This window comes from Streptomyces dysideae, from assembly GCF_001514305.1.
GTDB lineage: Bacteria > Actinomycetota > Actinomycetes > Streptomycetales > Streptomycetaceae > Streptomyces > Streptomyces dysideae.
In genome coordinates, this window is the sequence record NZ_KQ949100.1 from 32,646 (window position 1) to 48,445 (window position 15,800).

14 protein-coding genes, 1 pseudogene and 1 riboswitch are annotated in these 15,800 nt (G+C 67.6%); of the genes and pseudogenes, 11 read left to right on the forward strand and 4 right to left on the reverse strand.

Going from position 1 to position 15,800, the window contains the following annotated elements:
* Positions 1–94 precede the first annotated feature (94 nt).
* Complete coding sequence (locus tag AQJ91_RS32420; protein ID WP_067028659.1) at positions 95–1,369, reverse strand: extracellular solute-binding protein; 1,275 nt, start codon at positions 1,367–1,369, stop codon at positions 95–97.
* Between the two features lie 356 nt (positions 1,370–1,725).
* On the opposite strand from AQJ91_RS32420, the gene AQJ91_RS32425 reads away from it, so the two are divergent.
* The 10 genes and pseudogenes from AQJ91_RS32425 to AQJ91_RS32465 all read left to right on the forward strand — a co-directional run bounded on the left by AQJ91_RS32425 (position 1,726) and on the right by AQJ91_RS32465 (position 11,889).
* Positions 1,726–2,490: a GntR family transcriptional regulator gene (locus AQJ91_RS32425; protein WP_067028662.1), complete on the forward strand. Its 765-nt coding sequence runs from the start codon at positions 1,726–1,728 to the stop codon at positions 2,488–2,490.
* A 12-nt stretch (positions 2,491–2,502) separates the two neighbouring features.
* Positions 2,503–3,180, forward strand: a pseudogene (locus AQJ91_RS32430) (carbon starvation CstA family protein); the annotation flags it as partial.
* Positions 3,143–3,352, forward strand: a complete 210-nt coding sequence (locus tag AQJ91_RS32435; protein ID WP_067028668.1) for a YbdD/YjiX family protein — start codon at positions 3,143–3,145, stop codon at positions 3,350–3,352. The pseudogene AQJ91_RS32430 and the gene AQJ91_RS32435, both read left to right, overlap by 38 nt.
* Before the next feature lie 111 nt (positions 3,353–3,463).
* On the forward strand, positions 3,464–3,718 hold the full coding sequence (locus AQJ91_RS32440) for a DUF3311 domain-containing protein (protein ID WP_067028671.1): 255 nt from the start codon (positions 3,464–3,466) through the stop codon (positions 3,716–3,718).
* Positions 3,715–5,337 carry a monocarboxylate uptake permease MctP gene (gene mctP, locus AQJ91_RS32445; protein WP_067028674.1) on the forward strand — a complete coding sequence of 541 codons (1,623 nt, stop codon included), beginning with the start codon at positions 3,715–3,717 and terminating at the stop codon, positions 5,335–5,337. Before AQJ91_RS32440 ends, mctP begins: the two co-directional genes overlap by 4 nt.
* 136 nt (positions 5,338–5,473) lie before the next feature.
* Positions 5,474–5,977: a GNAT family N-acetyltransferase gene (locus AQJ91_RS32450; protein ID WP_067028677.1), complete on the forward strand. Its 504-nt coding sequence runs from the start codon at positions 5,474–5,476 to the stop codon at positions 5,975–5,977.
* Positions 5,978–6,029: 52 nt separating this feature from the next.
* Positions 6,030–6,153: riboswitch (cobalamin riboswitch) on the forward strand.
* Between the two features lie 126 nt (positions 6,154–6,279).
* On the forward strand, positions 6,280–8,640 hold the full coding sequence (locus tag AQJ91_RS32455) for a ribonucleoside-diphosphate reductase subunit alpha (RefSeq protein ID WP_067028680.1): 2,361 nt from the start codon (positions 6,280–6,282) through the stop codon (positions 8,638–8,640).
* Positions 8,641–8,830: 190 nt separating this feature from the next.
* Entirely contained in the window at positions 8,831–10,285 is a 1,455-nt protein-coding gene (gene iscB, locus AQJ91_RS50395) for an RNA-guided endonuclease IscB (protein WP_234383145.1), read from the forward strand.
* Between the two features lie 28 nt (positions 10,286–10,313).
* Positions 10,314–11,336 carry a ribonucleotide-diphosphate reductase subunit beta gene (locus tag AQJ91_RS32460; RefSeq protein ID WP_067028683.1) on the forward strand — a complete coding sequence of 341 codons (1,023 nt, stop codon included), beginning with the start codon at positions 10,314–10,316 and terminating at the stop codon, positions 11,334–11,336.
* A gap of 64 nt (positions 11,337–11,400) precedes the next feature.
* Positions 11,401–11,889: a hypothetical protein gene (locus tag AQJ91_RS32465; protein ID WP_067028686.1), complete on the forward strand. Its 489-nt coding sequence runs from the start codon at positions 11,401–11,403 to the stop codon at positions 11,887–11,889.
* Here the strand turns inward: AQJ91_RS32465 and AQJ91_RS32470 are convergent.
* Entirely contained in the window at positions 11,856–12,071 is a 216-nt protein-coding gene (locus AQJ91_RS32470) for a hypothetical protein (RefSeq protein WP_067028689.1), read from the reverse strand. The genes AQJ91_RS32465 and AQJ91_RS32470 overlap by 34 nt on opposite strands.
* 92 nt (positions 12,072–12,163) lie before the next feature.
* Between AQJ91_RS32470 and AQJ91_RS32475 the strand changes: the two genes are divergently transcribed.
* On the forward strand, positions 12,164–13,129 hold the full coding sequence (locus tag AQJ91_RS32475) for a helix-turn-helix domain-containing protein (RefSeq protein WP_067028692.1): 966 nt from the start codon (positions 12,164–12,166) through the stop codon (positions 13,127–13,129).
* A 3-nt stretch (positions 13,130–13,132) separates the two neighbouring features.
* Here the strand turns inward: AQJ91_RS32475 and AQJ91_RS32480 are convergent, their stop codons facing one another.
* Both AQJ91_RS32480 and cyc1 read right to left on the reverse strand, forming a co-directional pair.
* Positions 13,133–14,512 carry a bifunctional albaflavenone monooxygenase/terpene synthase gene (locus tag AQJ91_RS32480; protein WP_067028695.1) on the reverse strand — a complete coding sequence of 460 codons (1,380 nt, stop codon included), beginning with the start codon at positions 14,510–14,512 and terminating at the stop codon, positions 13,133–13,135.
* A complete protein-coding gene (cyc1, locus tag AQJ91_RS32485) occupies positions 14,509–15,594 on the reverse strand; it encodes an epi-isozizaene synthase (RefSeq protein WP_107122594.1) in 1,086 nt (361 codons plus the stop codon). Before cyc1 ends, AQJ91_RS32480 begins: the two co-directional genes overlap by 4 nt.
* Positions 15,595–15,800: the final 206 nt, after the last annotated feature.

A 15,800-nucleotide genomic window follows, 5' to 3' on the forward strand; every position in this document is an offset into this window, starting at 1 on the left:
CGGGATGTCGCCGGGGGCGGGGCCGTCTCGGGCGGACGGCCCCCGCCCCGCCGCGGAAGCTCACCAGCGGGCTTCCACGGCTGCGCAGGCGCTGCTACTGCTGCTGTGCCAGGCGCTTGTTGAACTCGTCCTCGACCTGCTCGGCGGCCGCGGCCGGGGACTTACCGTTCAGGACGGCGGTCATGTACGTCTTGATCGGGTTGGGCGCGTTCTCCACGGCGGCCCACTCCGGGATCAGCGGCGTGGTGCCACCGCCCGCGGCGGCCGGCGCGGCGGCCTCGGCGGCGGCGTTGCCCGTCAGGTTGGTCTGCAGCGACTCCTTGTTCGGGATGACGCCGTTGAGCTTGGCGAGCTGGCCCTCGAACTGGTCGGACAGCGCGATCTTCAGGAACTCCTGGGCCAGCTCCTGCTTCTTGCTGCCGGCCGCGACCGCGAGGTTGGAGCCGCCGAGGAAGACGCCCTCGGGCTTGTCGGCCGTGGCACCCGGGATGGTGAAGTAGCCGATCTCCTTCTCGATCTCCGGGTTGGCCTGGATCGCCGTACCGGCCTCCCAGCCCATACCGATGAAGGCGCCCGTCCTGCCCTTGGCGAAGACCTCGCTCTGCTGCGGGGTGGACTCGTCCTTGTCCTTGGGCGCCTTGGACAGCGCCTGGAACTTCTTGTACGTCTGCATGGCGGCGGCGACCTTCGGGTCGGCGAGGTTGGAGACGTACTTGTCGCCGTCCTTCTTCACCAGCTCGGTGCCCTCACCGACAGTCAGGCCGACGAAGTGGTACCAGTTCTGGCCCGGCAGGTAGATCGGCTCGGCGTCGGTCTTCTCGCCGATCTGCTTCAGGTCGGCGTAGAACTCGTCGCGGGTCTTGGGGAGTTCCTTGATGCCGGCGTCGGCCCAGACCTTCTTGTTGTAGATGACGACGCGGTTGGCGAAGTACCAGGGCGCCGCGTACTGCTTGCCGTCGAAGACCGAGGAGTTGTTCAGGGAGTCGGTCCAGTCCGCGCCGATCTCCGACTTCAGGCCGGCGAGGTCGGCGAGGCCGCCGGTCTTGGCGTACGCCGGGGTCTGGGTGTTGCCGATCTCGAAGACGTCCGGCGGGTTCTCCTCGGACAGGGCGGTGGTCAGCTTCTGCTGGATGCCGTTCCACTGCTGGATCTCGAACTTGACCTTGGCCTTGGTCTTCTTCTCGAAGGCGGCGGTCACGTCCTTCTGCCACTGGTCGGGTGACGAGCCGTCCATCACCCACACCGTGAGCGTCTGGCCCGCGTAGCCGTCCGCCCCGGCCTTGTCGTTGGTGTCCTCGCCGCCCCCGCACGCCGCGATGGAGACCATCATGCCCGCGATACCGATCGCGGATATCAGCTTGCGCTTCACGCCACACCCTCCTCAGGGATGCCACAAACCCCCCTGCTCCCCGCGGTGACCGTGGGGCCGGGACCTGGACCAATGGTGTAGACCAGTACCGGGAGCTTGAACCAGACCAGCGAGCCTGTCAAGGGCGGAGAATGGGCTCTGACCAGCCGTTATGCGACCTACATATGAAGGAACCTTTAAGTAAGAAGCCAGCGAAAACACCGACCCCGGAGGGCACACCCCCGGTAGACCACTTGGTGGACTAGACCAACGGAGCCGCCGAGGGTATACAGAAGGGATCACGGAGCATGCGGGGGACATCCCGGTACGCTGCCGTGCCACGATGTGAGCCGCATCCGCAGCCGGGAAGGCAGAGCATGAGCACCGACGTCAGCAGTGCGGAGAACGAGGGTGGGGCGACCGTCCGTACCGCGCGCGTGCCCAAGTACTACCGCTTGAAGAAGCATCTGCTCGACATGACCGAGACACAGGCACCGGGCACGCCGGTACCGCCCGAGCGGACGCTGGCGGCGGAGTTCGACACCTCCCGCACGACCGTGCGCCAGGCCCTCCAGGAGCTGGTCGTCGAGGGACGCCTGGAGCGCATCCAGGGCAAGGGCACGTTCGTCGCCAAGCCGAAGGTCTCGCAGGCGCTCCAACTCACCTCGTACACCGAGGACATGCGCGCCCAGGGCCTCGAACCCACCTCGCAGCTCCTCGACATCGGCTACGTCACCGCCGACGACCGCCTCGCCGAGCTCCTCGACATCACGGCAGGTGGGCGCGTACTGCGCATCGAGCGGCTCCGCATGGCCAACGGCGAGCCGATGGCCATCGAGACGACCCACCTGAGCGCGAAGCGCTTCCCGGCCCTGCGCAGGTCGCTCGTCAAGTACACGTCCCTCTACACCGCCCTCGCCGAGGTCTACGACGTCCATCTCGCCGAGGCCGAGGAGACCATCGAGACCTCGCTGGCCACCCCGCGCGAGGCCGGTCTGCTCGGCACGGACGTGGGCCTGCCGATGCTGATGCTGTCCCGGCACTCACTGGACCGGGACGGGCAGCCGGTGGAGTGGGTGCGGTCGGTGTACCGCGGCGACCGCTACAAGTTCGTGGCCCGCCTGAAGCGGCCTCAGGAGTAGCGGACGCCCTATCGGCAAAGCCTCCGCAGGAGTACTGCACGCGGTGTAGCGCAACTCAAGAACGTCAGCTGGAAGCCGGGCCTGGTCATCACGAGCGCGCTGGTGTGCGGACTGTGGGGGTACTTCCTCTGGGTGGGCGTCCACGAGCCGCTCGGCGGCATCAACCAGCTGTTCCCGATCTTCGGCATCTCCAACCAGCTGCTGGCCGCGGTCGCCCTGGCCGTCTGCACGACCCTGCTGGTGAAATCCGGACGCCTCAAGTGGGCCTGGATCACCGGGATCCCGCTCGCCTGGGACGCCACGGTCACGCTGACCGCCAGCTACCAGAAGGTGTTCTCCAGCGACCCGCGCGTCGGCTTCTTCAAACAGCGCAGCGTCTACCAGGACGGCATCGACCGGGGCGAGGTCATCGCCCCCGCCAAGTCCATGGACGACATGCACACCATCGTCACCAACTCCACGGTGGACGGTGCCCTTTCGGCGGTCCTGGCCCTGCTGATCGTCGTAGTGATCGTGGACGCCGGCCGGGTCTGCGTCCGGCACATCCGCCGTCCCGCGCTCTCCACGCTCAGCGAGGCGCGGTACGTGGAGTCGAAGATCACCGCCCCGGCCGGGCTGTTCCCGACCCGGGAGGAGAAGGAGGAGGCACGCGATGCGATCGGCACTCCGGCGGGCCCGGCGGGCGGTTAGGGGGGTGCGCTGGTACGTACGGGAGCTGACCGACGAGTCGGCCTACGACCGCTATGTCGCGCACGTACGCGGCGAACACCCGGACGCCGACGTACCGTCCCGGCGGGCCTTCGAACGGATGCGTACGGACCGTCAGGAATCGGACCCGCGCCAGGGGTTCCGCTGCTGCTGACCTCTCCGACCTGGACCGGAATACGGACGAGGGGTTCCGCATCTGCGACACCGTGACCTAGATTGCCTGCGCAATTACGCCGGTGATCAATGAGGGAAACGGAGCCGCCAGATGTCACAAGTCCCAGAAGCGGGCAGAGGGACGGTGACACCCGTGCGTGTCGTCATCGCCCTCTGTCTTGTCGCGCCCTTCGTGGCGATGCTGTGGGTCGGTTCGTACGCCAAGACCGACCCGGAGTTCGCCGGTATTCCGTTCTTCTACTGGTACCAGATGCTGTGGGTGGTCATCGCCACGGCGCTGACCATGATCGCGTACAAGCTGTGGCAGCGTGACCAGCGCGCCCGTCGGGAAGGTCCGGGCCGATGAACGACGGTGTGAACGGCGTCGCACTCGGCGTCTTCATCTTCTTCTTCCTGGCCGTCACGGTCATGGGCTTCCTGGCCGCGCGCTGGCGCAAGGCCGAGAACGAGCAGACCCTCGACGAATGGGGTCTGGGCGGCCGGTCGTTCGGCACCTGGGTCACCTGGTTCCTGCTCGGCGGCGACCTCTACACGGCGTACACCTTCGTGGCGGTCCCGGCGGCGATCTACGCGGCGGGCGCGATGGGCTTCTTCGCGGTGCCGTACACCATCCTGATCTACCCGCTGATCTTCACGTTCCTGCCCCGCCTGTGGTCGGTCTCGCACAAGCACGGGTACGTGACGACGTCGGACTTCGTGCGCGGCCGGTGGGGCTCGAAGAGCCTGTCGCTGGCCGTCGCGGTGACCGGCATCCTCGCGACGATGCCGTACATCGCGCTGCAACTCGTCGGCATCCAGGCGGTGCTGGACGTGATGGGCGTCGGCGGCGGCGAGAACACCAACTGGTTCATCAAGGACCTCCCGCTCCTGATCGCCTTCGGCGTGCTGGCGGCGTACACGTACTCCTCCGGCCTCCGCGCACCCGCGCTGATCGCGTTCGTGAAGGACACGCTGATCTACATCGTCATCGCGGTGGCGATCATCTACATCCCGATCAAGCTGGGCGGGTTCGACGAGATCTTCGCCAAGGCGAGCGAGGCCTACAGCCAGCCCAACCCCGCGACGGGCGCGCCGCGCGGTGCGCTGGTGCCGGCCGAGGCCGGCCAGTGGACGTACGCGACGCTGGCGTTGGGCTCCGCGCTCGCGCTCTTCATGTACCCGCACTCCATCACCGCGACGCTCTCCTCGAAGAGCCGTGAGGTGATCCGCCGCAACACCACGATCCTGCCGCTGTACTCCCTGATGCTGGGTCTGCTGGCGCTGCTGGGCTTCATGGCGATCGCGGCCGGAGTCCAGGTCGCCAACGGCCAGTTGGCGATCCCGCAGCTGTTCGAGAACATGTTCCCGGCATGGTTCGCGGGCGTGGCCTTCGCGGCGATCGGCATCGGTGCCCTCGTCCCCGCGGCCATCATGTCGATCGCGGCGGCGAACCTCTTCACCCGCAACATCTACAAGGACTTCATCAAGCCGGACGCCACACCGGAGCAGGAGACCAAGGTCTCCAAGCTGGTCTCCCTCCTGGTGAAGGTGGGCGCCCTGGTCTTCGTCCTCACGATGGACAAGACGGTCGCCATCAACTTCCAGCTCCTGGGCGGCATCTGGATCCTGCAGACCTTCCCGGCCCTGGTCGGCGGCCTGTTCACACGTTGGTTCCACCGCTGGGCGCTGCTCGCCGGCTGGGCGGTCGGCATGCTCTACGGCACGATCGCCGCGTACGGCGTCGCCTCCCCGACCCAGAAGCACTTCGGCGGCTCCTCCAAGGAGATCCCCGGCATCGGCGAGATCGGCTACATCGGCCTCACGGCGTTCGTCCTGAACGTGGTCGTCACGGTGATCCTGACCTTCGTCCTGAAGGCGGCGAAGGCCCCCGAGGGCGTGGACGAGACAAGCCCGGAGGACTACACGGCGGACGCGGGCGACGCGGGGGTGAAGACGGAGCTTCCCAAGGTGGGCGCCGGCCACTGAAACGCGCCCCTCAAGGGGCGCGGGGCTGTGTCGATATGTGGCTCCGCCGCGTGGGCGCGAGCAACCACACACAACCCGCAGCGGGCCGCCGAGGAGCAAGACCTGCGGCGGCCCGCTTTCGTGCACACTCACCTGCATGGACATAGCGATTCGGGCAGCGAAACCCACCGAATACGAAACGCTCGGCGAGATCACAGCCCAGGCCTACCTCCAGGACGGCCTCCTCTCTTTCGGCGAGAGCGACTGGTACCTCGGCGAACTGAGAGACGTCGCCAAGCGAGCATCCGCCGCAGACGTACTGGTCGCCGCCCAGAACGGCCAGCTCCTCGGCACCGTCACCTACGTCCCCTCCGGCGGCCCCATGGCCGACCTCGCCCGCCCAGGAGAGGCCGAGATCCGGATGCTGGCCGTCAGCCGAGCGGCCCGGGGCAGAGGTGCCGGAGAAGCCCTCGTACGCGCCTGCATCAACCGCGCGAGGGTCGCAGACGGCTGCACCGGCATCATCCTGTCGACCCAGCGCACCATGCACGCCGCCCACCGCATCTACGAACGCCTCGGGTTCGTCCGCTCCCCCGAGCGCGACTGGAACCCGATCCCGGGCGACGAGTTCACGCTTCTCACCTATGAGTTGACGCTGTAAAGTCGCCGCGACACAACATCTAGGGGTGTCACCGAGACCCGGCACAAGATGTATGCTCATGCTCGCTGTCGCCGCAGGGGAATCCGGTGCGAATCCGGAACTGTCCCGCAACGGTGTACTTGCGTGTATCTGCACGCATGTTCAGTCCGAGGACCTGCCGACAGCGCGCCCGGCCGTCCGGTCCGGGTGCCCTGACGTCCGGGCCTCGCGGAATGGGCCGGTGGGCGCGACGCCGCGTGCGCTCGTGTGCTGCCCCCTGCCCTCCCGCCGAGGCCCCCGTGCCGAGCGAGGGAGAGCCCCACGTGACCATCGCGCCAGCCGATCCGGTTTCAGCGACCGCCCCTGTGGACGAAGACGGCCCCGGAACCGCGCTGCTGCGGACCCTGACCGAGCTGACCGCCGACCTCCCCGACGCCGACCCCGGCCGGGTCGCCGCCGCGGCGCTGCGCGGCCGGTCCGCCCGGGCCGACGAATCGGAGCTGCGCGAGCTGGCTACCGAGGCCGCCGCCGGACTCATCTCCGAGGACCCCGCCTACTCGCGCCTGGCCGCCCGGCTGCTGACCGTCAGCATCGCCGCCGAGGCCGCCTCGCAGGGCGTCACGTGGTTCACCGAGTCGGTCGCGGTCGGCCACCGCGAGGGCCTCATCGCGGACCGTACGGCGGAGTTCGTGCGCGTGCACGCGGCCCGCCTCGACGCGCTGATCGATCTCCAGGGGGACGACCGCTTCGGCTACTTCGGCCTGCGCACCCTGTACAGCCGGTACCTCCTGCGGCACCCCATCACCCGCAAGGTCATCGAGACGCCCCAGCACTTCATGCTGCGCGTCGCCGCCGGTCTCGCCGAGGACGACACCCCCCGGTCCGTCGACGAAGTCGCCGCGCTCTACGGCCTGATGAGCCGCCTCGACTACCTCCCCTCCTCCCCCACCCTCTTCAACTCCGGCACCCGGCACCCCCAGATGTCGTCCTGCTACCTCCTCGACTCCCCGCTGGACGAGCTGGACTCCCTCTACGACCGCTACCACCAGGTCGCCCGCCTCTCGAAGCACGCCGGCGGCATCGGACTGTCGTACAGCCGGATCCGTTCCCGCGGCTCCCTCATCCGCGGCACCAACGGGCACTCCAACGGCATCGTCCCGTTCCTGAAGACCCTCGACGCCTCCGTCGCCGCCGTGAACCAGGGCGGCCGGCGCAAGGGTGCCGCCGCGGTCTACCTGGAGACCTGGCACTCCGACATCGAGGAGTTCCTGGAGCTGCGCGACAACACCGGCGAGGACGCCCGCCGTACGCACAACCTGAACCTCGCGCACTGGATCCCGGACGAGTTCATGCGCCGCGTGAACGCCGACGAGCAGTGGTCCCTCTTCTCCCCCTCCGACGTGCCGGAGCTGGTCGACCTGTGGGGTGACGGGTTCGACGCCGCGTACCGCAAGGCGGAGGCGGACGGTCTCGCCAGGAAGACCATCCCGGCCCGTGACCTGTACGGCCGCATGATGCGCACCCTCGCGCAGACCGGCAACGGCTGGATGACCTTCAAGGACGCCGCCAACCGCACCGCCAACCAGACGGCCGAGCCGGGCCATGTCGTCCACTCCTCCAACCTCTGCACGGAGATCCTGGAGGTCACGGACGACGGGGAGACGGCGGTCTGCAACCTGGGGTCGGTGAACCTCGGCGCGTTCGTGGTCGAGAACGACATCGACTGGGAGCGGCTGGACGAGACGGTCCGCACCGCCGTCACCTTCCTCGACCGCGTCGTCGACATCAACTTCTACCCGACCGAGCAGGCGGGCCGCTCCAACACCAGGTGGCGCCCGGTCGGCCTGGGCGCGATGGGCCTCCAGGACGTCTTCTTCAAGCTGCGCCTGCCCTTCGACTCGCCCGAGGCCAAGGCCCTCTCCACCCGTATCGCCGAGCGGATCATGCTCGCCGCGTACGAGGCCTCCGCCGACCTCGCCGAGCGCAACGGCCCGCTTCCGGCCTGGGAGAAGACCCGTACCGCCCGGGGCGTCCTGCACCCCGACCACTACGACGTGGACCTCACCTGGCCGGAGCGCTGGGCGGCCCTGCGGGAACGTGTCGCCGCGGTCGGCATGCGCAACTCGCTCCTCCTCGCCATCGCGCCGACGGCCACCATCGCGTCGATCGCCGGCGTCTACGAGTGCATCGAGCCGCAGGTCTCCAACCTGTTCAAGCGCGAGACGCTGTCCGGCGAGTTCCTCCAGGTCAACTCGTACCTGGTGGCCGAGTTGAAGAAGCTCGGCGTCTGGGACGCCCGTACCCGCGAGGCGCTGCGCGACTCCAACGGCTCGGTGCAGGACTTCGCCTGGATCCCGGCGGATGTACGGGCTCTGTACCGCACGGCGTGGGAGATCCCGCAGCGCGGCCTGATCGACATGGCAGCGGCGAGGACCCCCTTCCTCGACCAGGCCCAGTCCCTGAACCTCTTCCTGGAGACGCCGACCATCGGCAAGCTCTCCTCGATGTACGCGTACGCCTGGAAGTCGGGCCTGAAGACGACGTACTACCTGCGCTCCCGCCCGGCGACGAGGATCGCCCGCGCGGCGTCCGTAACTTCGATTCCCGCACAACAGTTGGACAGTACGACCGATGCGGTCGCCTGTTCTCTGGAGAACCCGGAGAGCTGCGAGGCCTGTCAGTAGTCACAGGCTCCACCACTCGAAGAGTGGGGGCGTCGGCCTTTGTGGTCGGCGCTTGCTGTGACCAGCACCAGCCATCACCAAGAAGGAGGTGACCTTGATGGCTACGTTCCGTACAGGGCAGCAGACCCACCCGACTGTGCTTCCTCAGCAGTCGGCTCTGGAACCCGGCTCAGCAGACAACCTCGGGAGCATGGACGAAACGGGAGCCGGGCGCCACAACACGGCAGCCGGTACGGGACATGTGCGAGGGGAGACGCTTGGCAGTTCACCTGCTGCTGAGCGCGTCACCTCGGACCGTTCGGTCCGAGAGAAGGGTCGTGAGGCCCATCCGTACGTGTTCGTACTCGACAAGCATGGCGCGCCGTTGCAACCGTGCAGCTCGGCGCGCGCTCGGAAACTGCTGCGCGCGGGGCGTGCGGTTGTACACCGGCACACGCCGTTCGTGATCCGTCTTAAGGACCGCACCGTCGCCGAATCCGTGGTGGACGGAGTGGAGATCGGCATCGATCCTGGCAGCAGGCACACGGGGATCGCGGTGTTCACCGCAGTCAAAGGTGAGCGACGAGGGCGATTTGCGCTTCAGCTCGATCACCGTGGCGCGACTGTCCACAAGAACATGCTCCGGCGTGCTGCTTTCCGACGTCGCCGACGCGTCGCAAACCTGCGCTACCGCGCCCCACGCTTCAACAACCGTGCTGTCACGCCCGGTTGGCTCCCACCCTCGCTTCGCCACCGGGTGGACACGAGTCTCGCCTGGATGGAAAGGCTCACTAGTTGGGCTCCGGTGAGAACGGTGCACATGGAACGTGCGGTGTTCGACACCCATGCACTGACTCAAGGGAAGGAGTCCCTGGACGGGATCGAGTATCAGCAGGGAACCCTCGTCGGCTACGAGGCCCGTGAGTACCTGCTCACCAAGTGGCGTCATGCGTGCGCCTACTGTGGAGCCACCGGCGTGCCTTTGAACATCGATCACATCCGCCCTCGCTCGCGAGGCGGCACTGATCGCATCTCCAACCTCACGTTGGCCTGCATTCCCTGCAACCAAGCCAAGGGGAATGCCCCGGTCGAAGAGTTTCTGGCTCATAGCCCTCAGCGACTCGCGAAGATCCTCGCTGAAGCGAAGGCACCACTGACAGACGCTGCTGCTGTGAACAGCACCAGATGGGCGTTGTGGCGTGGCCTCGATGCCCGTTGGCGAACCCACGTTTCCTCCGGCGGACGCACCAAATGGAATCGCATCCGCAACTTCCTGCCTAAGACTCACGCTCTGGATGCCCTCGCCGTCGGCACGGTCGATGCCATCACCCGACATCCGCTACAGGTGCTGACAGCCGGCTGCACCGGACGAGGCACGTACACCCGCACCCGCACCGACAAGCACGGCTTCCCCCGCTTGCGCCTGCCCAGGAAGAAAACCGTGCACGGATTCCAGACCGGAGACTTCGTCCGGGCCGTAGTTCCCACGGGCAAGAAGGCCGGGACGCATACAGGTCGGGTCGCAGTCCGCACCAAAGGCAGCTTCAACATCACCACCCGGCACGGAACTGTGCAGAGCATCCATCACCGGCACGTCCGCCTCCTCCAACGAGCTGACGGATACACCTACACCACAGAGAAGGAGACAGGGCGCCCCCAGACATGACCTCTGGGAAATCCGCCCCTCGCACCTCATGACCGCCGCACCCGAACAGCACAAGAACCTCCTCGACCCTGGCTTCGAGCTGACCCTGCGCCCCATGCGCTACCCCGACTTCTACGAGCGCTACCGGGACGCCATCAAGAACACCTGGACCGTCGAGGAGGTCGACCTCCACTCGGACGTCGCCGACCTGGCGAAGCTGTCCGAGGGCGAGCAGCACATGATCGGCCGGCTGGTCGCGTTCTTCGCGACGGGCGACTCGATCGTGGCGAACAATCTCGTGCTGACGCTGTACAAGCACATCAACTCCCCCGAGGCACGGCTGTACCTGAGCCGCCAGCTCTTCGAGGAGGCCGTCCACGTCCAGTTCTATCTGACCCTCCTGGACACCTACCTCCCGGACCCGGAGGACAGGGCGGCCGCCTTCGCCGCGGTCGAGAACATCCCGTCCATCCGCGAGAAGGCGGAGTTCTGCTTCAAGTGGATCAACGAGGTCGAGAAACTGGACCGCCTGGAGTCCAAGGCCGACCGCCGCCGCTTCCTGCTCAACCTGATCTGCTTCGCCGCGTGCATCGAGGGCCTGTTCTTCTACGGTGCCTTCGCGTACGTCTACTGGTTCCGCAGCCGGGGTCTGCTGCACGGCCTGGCCACCGGCACCAACTGGGTGTTCCGCGACGAGACGATGCACATGAGCTTCGCCTTCGACGTGGTGGACACCGTCCGCAAGGAGGAGCCGGACCTCTTCGACGACCAGCTCCAACAGCAGGTCACCGACATGCTGCTGGAGGCCGTCGAGGCCGAGCTGCAGTTCGGGCGCGACCTGTGCGGTGACGGCCTGCCGGGCATGAACACCGAGTCGATGCGCCAGTACCTGGAGTGCGTGGCCGATCAGCGCCTCACCCGCCTCGGCTTCGCTCCGGTCTACGGCTCCGAGAACCCCTTCTCCTTCATGGAGCTGCAGGGCGTCCAGGAGCTGACCAACTTCTTTGAGCGGCGTCCGTCGGCGTACCAGGTGGCGGTGGAGGGCACCGTGGACCTGGACGAGGACTTCTGACGGTCCGCGACGGCGTGGATCCGGGTGCGTGGGTCGTACGTCTCATCGGCGAGGAGGCCGCACCATGCGCCGTACGACCCGCCACAGGACCCTCGCCCTCGCAGCGCTGACGCTGCTGCTCGCGGGGTGCGGCACCCAGGCCGGCAGCGGCGGGGGCGACGGCAGCGACACCGTATCGCCGTCGCCCACGGAGTCGTCGCCGTCCTCACCGTCCTCGTCACCCTCTCCGTCCTCGCCTGGCTGTACGTCCGTGCCGGAGCTCGACGCCGGCGACAACGGCCGCACGGTGTGCCTGGCGGTGGGGGGCACGGTCCGTATCAGCCTGGACGGAACCCAGAGCCGCCCGTGGAAGCCGGTCACCGCCGACGGCAGCGTCCTCGAGGCCACCAACAGCGGCATCGTCCTCCTGCCTGGCGACGCGAGCTCCGCGTTCGAGGCAGTCTCGGCAGGCACGGCGCGGCTGAGCTCGTCGCGCCCGCTGTGCGCCGCCGAGACCGGCCGGGTCTCGTGCGAGGGGCTTCAGGAGTGGTGGGTCACCGTGGTGGTGAAGTAGCCCTGGCGCCGCGGCCGGGGGCAGGAGTCGCCGGGCTCCCGGCGGGCCCCCTCAGCCTCCCTGATCCGGCGGTCGATGCGCCGGTCGTGCACGATCCCGATCAGCGACGGGAGGACCAGCAGGACGAGGATTCCGAGGACGGCGAGCATTCCGGTCAGTCCTTCTGTCTGTGCGGTAGTCATGTCATCACTCTCGCGCTGGACACTCCTTACCAACAGTGGCAGGACTGCCGCACACCCTCGATTTACTGCCAACGGCAAGGCACACTGGGGGCATGCTGAAGAACGTCGCCGCCGTCCTTCTCGACGGCGTGCACCCCTTCGAACTCGGCGTCGTCTGCGAAGTGTTCGGCATCGACCGCAGCGACGAGAGCCTGCCCGCCTACGACTTCGCCGTGGTGTCGGCGGAGGGACCGACGCTGGGCACGCACGTCGGCGGACTGACCGTCACCACGCCGTACGGCCTGGAGCGGCTGGAGGAGGCCGACCTCATCGCGGTACCGGCGGGCAGCGACTATGTGTCGCGCGACTATCCGCCCGAACTCCTCGACGCGCTCCTCCGGGCCGTCGACCGCGGCGCCCGGGTACTCAGCGTCTGCTCCGGCGTCTTCGTACTGGGCGCCGCCGGGCTGCTCGACGGGCGGCGGTGCAGTGTGCACTGGCGGCAGGCCGAGGAACTGTTCCGGCGGTACCCGCGGGCGATCATCGAGCCGGACGTGCTCTACGTCGACGAGGGCCCCGTCGTCACCTCGGCCGGCACCGCCGCCGGCATCGACGCCTGTCTGCACATCGTGCGTCAGGAACAGGGTCCGGAGGTCGCCAACAGGATCGCCCGGCGGATGGTCGTACCGCCGCACCGGGACGGCGGGCAGGCCCAGTACATCGAGCGCCCGCTGCCCCGCTCGGAGTGCGACACCGTCGGCGAGGTGCTGGCGTGGATGCAGCGGCACCTCGACGAGGAGGTCACCGTCGAGCAGCTCGCCGCCCGCGCGCACATGGCCCCGCGCACCTTCGCCCGCCGCTTCCAGCAGGAGACCGGCACCACTCCCTACCGCTGGATCCTGCGCCAACGCGTTCTGCTGGCACAGGAGTTGCTGGAGGCGTCGGACGAGACGGTGGACGCGATCGCGGGCCGAACAGGGTTCGGCACCGCGGCCGCGCTGCGCCACCAGTTCGTACGGGCGCTGGGGACGACCCCGAACGCCTACCGGCGGACGTTCAGGGGACCCGAAGCCGCCTGACCCTCACCTCGGCACCGGCCGCAGCAGCAGCCTGTGCGGCCGGAGCGTGATGCCCACCCGGGTCGTGTCGTTCGATCCGGACACCTGCTCGAAGCGGTACTTCGTCGCCACCGCCGCCGTGACGAGCGTCAGCTGCGCCATCGAGAAGTGGTCGCTCGGACACTTGCGGTTGCCCACGCTGAACGGGTTCATGGCGTATTTGGGCACGTCCGTGGCGCGTTCCGGAAGCCACCGGTCGGGGTCGAACTCCAGGTTCCCTTCGTACGACTTCGGATCGCGCTGGATCGCATACGGGCTGTAGATGATGTCGGCCCCGGCCGGAATGCGATACCCGCCGAGCTCCGTGTCGGTCACCGCCCGCCGCGTCAATATCCAGACGGCGGGGCGCAAACGCATCGCCTCGACGACGACATTGTTCGTGTGGGTGAGCTTGCGGACGTCTCCGAATGCGACGGGACGGCCACCACCGGTGACGGATGCGACCTCCGCGCACACCTTGTCCGCGTGTTCCGGGTGTTCCGCGAGGACTTGCAGCAGCCACATGATCGTGGACGCGACCGTTTCGCTGCCCGGGGTGAGTATCGCGACGACCTGGTCGTGGATCTCCTGTTCCCCGATCGGCTCGCCATTCTCGTCCTTCGCCTCCAGCAATGCCGTCAGCAAATCGTCCGGCTTTTGACCAGATGCCCTCCGTTCGGCGACGATCTCGTCGACGAGGAGATGCAAATCGGCCAGCGCCCGGTTGAATTTGCGGTTGGGCGGCAGCGGCAGGTTGTAGAGCGGCCCGAGGGGCACCACCATCCGCCGGTACATGCCGCGGAAGACGGTGGCGAGGGCGACGCACAGCCGCTCCGCGTGCTCGTCCATGGAGGCGCCGCGCAGCAGACAGCGGGCCGCGATGCGCACGGCGACCCGGAACGACTCCGAGGTGCAGTCGATGGTCTCGCCCGGCTGCCAGCGCTCGGTCAGCCCGTGCGCCTCCTCCTCCATGATCGGGCCGTACGCGGGGATCGCGTCGAGCCGGAAGGCGGGCTGGATGGTGCGCCGCTGGCGCCGGTGCCGGGGCCCGTTCGCCGTGGCCACGCCCTCTTTCCCGACCAGGCCCTCGAGGGACTCCCACAGTGGGCCGTCGATCTTGAAGTTCGGGTTGAGGGCCAGGGCGCCGGTGAGCTCCGGCGTGGTGACCGCGTACACCGTCTTCGGGCCGAGCTTCAGCCGGACGACGTCGCCGTGGTCGCGGAGTCGGGACATGAAGGCCAGTGGGTCCCGGACGAGCTTCAGGCCATGGCCGAGGCCGGGGACACCGCCGCCCGCGAGGGGTGGCTCACGCAGCTCCGGAGCCTCGCCGGCCGAGGCTTCGGACTTCACGGACTCGACGGTCATTTCTCACCTGCCGCTTCGTTGTTGACGTACGGGGGCGTGGACCGGTCGTCCCAGCTGTCGACCATGTACCGGCCGGACTCGTGGTGGAACCAGTAGACGGAGCTGAACCAGTTCCGCATATTGCAGACACAGGCCCGCACGGCGGCACTCAGTTCCTTTCCGTGAAGGGTGCCGTCGGCGAGGTCGTCGGCGAATTGCAGGGCGTCCCGCTCGGCGACGAGGAATTCGGATATGCATTCCTCGATCCGCCGCCTGACTTCCGCCACGGCCTCCTCCAGAGTCAGCCCATCGTGTTTGATGAGGCTGATTCCGAGATTGTGAACCTCGTCTCCCGCTATTTCCTTGGGGAGTGAACAGAGGTCGTTGTACCAGGCGGCGAACTCCTGACTCAGGAGTGCCGCGCGCCGATATACCGGGTGTTTCCGCACGGCGTCCGGGAGTTCATGCCCGGCGCTCTGCTCCAGCAGGTCGGTCCAGATCCAGTGCGCGAAAGTGAGGCGCCGCAGTGCGAGATATTCCTCGACCGTCGGGACGATTCCCTCGGTACGGTTGTGGAATTCCTGGTCGTACGCCTCGATGACCGCGTGGAAGTGCCGGGCGAACCGGGTGTTCCAGGTCCCCGGCAGGAACGCGTACAGCCGCACCATGCTGTCCGCGAACCCGGCGACCAGCGGATCCTCGTGGTGCAGGTGGTCCTCGGGGGAGTCGAGGGCCGCGTGCAACCGGAACCTGAGCCGCCGCCAGGCGACCGGGCGCCCGTGCACGATGTCACGGTCGTGCCGGTCGTCCCAGACGAAGAACCACGCACTGTAGTCCGCAATCGCCTGCATGACCTCGTCGGTAGCGCCAATGTAGTAGCCCGCCATGAGGTCCGTGTAGCACAGGCCGTCGGCATATTCCTCCACCTTGTCCGCCGGCATGAGCCGTTTATCCCGCAGCCAGGTACGGGTCTTCTCCTGGAGTCTGGGCCAATACGGGTGGAGTTGCCGGGGAAACGCGGCCTCGATCACCGGGAGAGCGAGCGAGGGTGGAACCGCGATCGCCGCAGATGTCGCTGTGGTGCTGTGTGAGAAAGCATGCACGAACAAACCCCTCTCAGCCGCCAGTTGCGCGCGCCCCTCCCGCTGTACCGGGCGTGCGCCGTTGCGTATCCCCACCCTCCCTATTCAGCACCACAACTGACCGACCTGGGAACGGATTTGCTTCATTCACTCCCCCACAGTGCTGAGAAGCTCCCCCTGCGTGACTGAATATGGATCACTAGATGCGCATATCCGATCGAATGTGC

What these genes read in the sequence shown, in the direction of transcription:
- AQJ91_RS32425 (WP_067028662.1), top strand. Translation starts at nt 1,726, where the DNA reads ATGAGCACCGACGTCAGCAGTGCGGAGAACGAGGGTGGGGCGACCGTC.
- AQJ91_RS32435 (WP_067028668.1), top strand. Translation starts at nt 3,143, where the DNA reads ATGCGATCGGCACTCCGGCGGGCCCGGCGGGCGGTTAGGGGGGTGCGC.
- AQJ91_RS32440 (WP_067028671.1), top strand. Translation starts at nt 3,464, where the DNA reads ATGTCACAAGTCCCAGAAGCGGGCAGAGGGACGGTGACACCCGTGCGT.
- mctP (WP_067028674.1), top strand. Translation starts at nt 3,715, where the DNA reads ATGAACGACGGTGTGAACGGCGTCGCACTCGGCGTCTTCATCTTCTTC.
- AQJ91_RS32450 (WP_067028677.1), top strand. Translation starts at nt 5,474, where the DNA reads ATGGACATAGCGATTCGGGCAGCGAAACCCACCGAATACGAAACGCTC.
- iscB (WP_234383145.1), top strand. Translation starts at nt 8,831, where the DNA reads ATGGACGAAACGGGAGCCGGGCGCCACAACACGGCAGCCGGTACGGGA.
- AQJ91_RS32460 (WP_067028683.1), top strand. Translation starts at nt 10,314, where the DNA reads ATGACCGCCGCACCCGAACAGCACAAGAACCTCCTCGACCCTGGCTTC.
- AQJ91_RS32465 (WP_067028686.1), top strand. Translation starts at nt 11,401, where the DNA reads ATGCGCCGTACGACCCGCCACAGGACCCTCGCCCTCGCAGCGCTGACG.
- AQJ91_RS32470 (WP_067028689.1), bottom strand. Translation starts at nt 12,071, where the DNA reads ATGACTACCGCACAGACAGAAGGACTGACCGGAATGCTCGCCGTCCTC.
- AQJ91_RS32475 (WP_067028692.1), top strand. Translation starts at nt 12,164, where the DNA reads ATGCTGAAGAACGTCGCCGCCGTCCTTCTCGACGGCGTGCACCCCTTC.
- AQJ91_RS32480 (WP_067028695.1), bottom strand. Translation starts at nt 14,512, where the DNA reads ATGACCGTCGAGTCCGTGAAGTCCGAAGCCTCGGCCGGCGAGGCTCCG.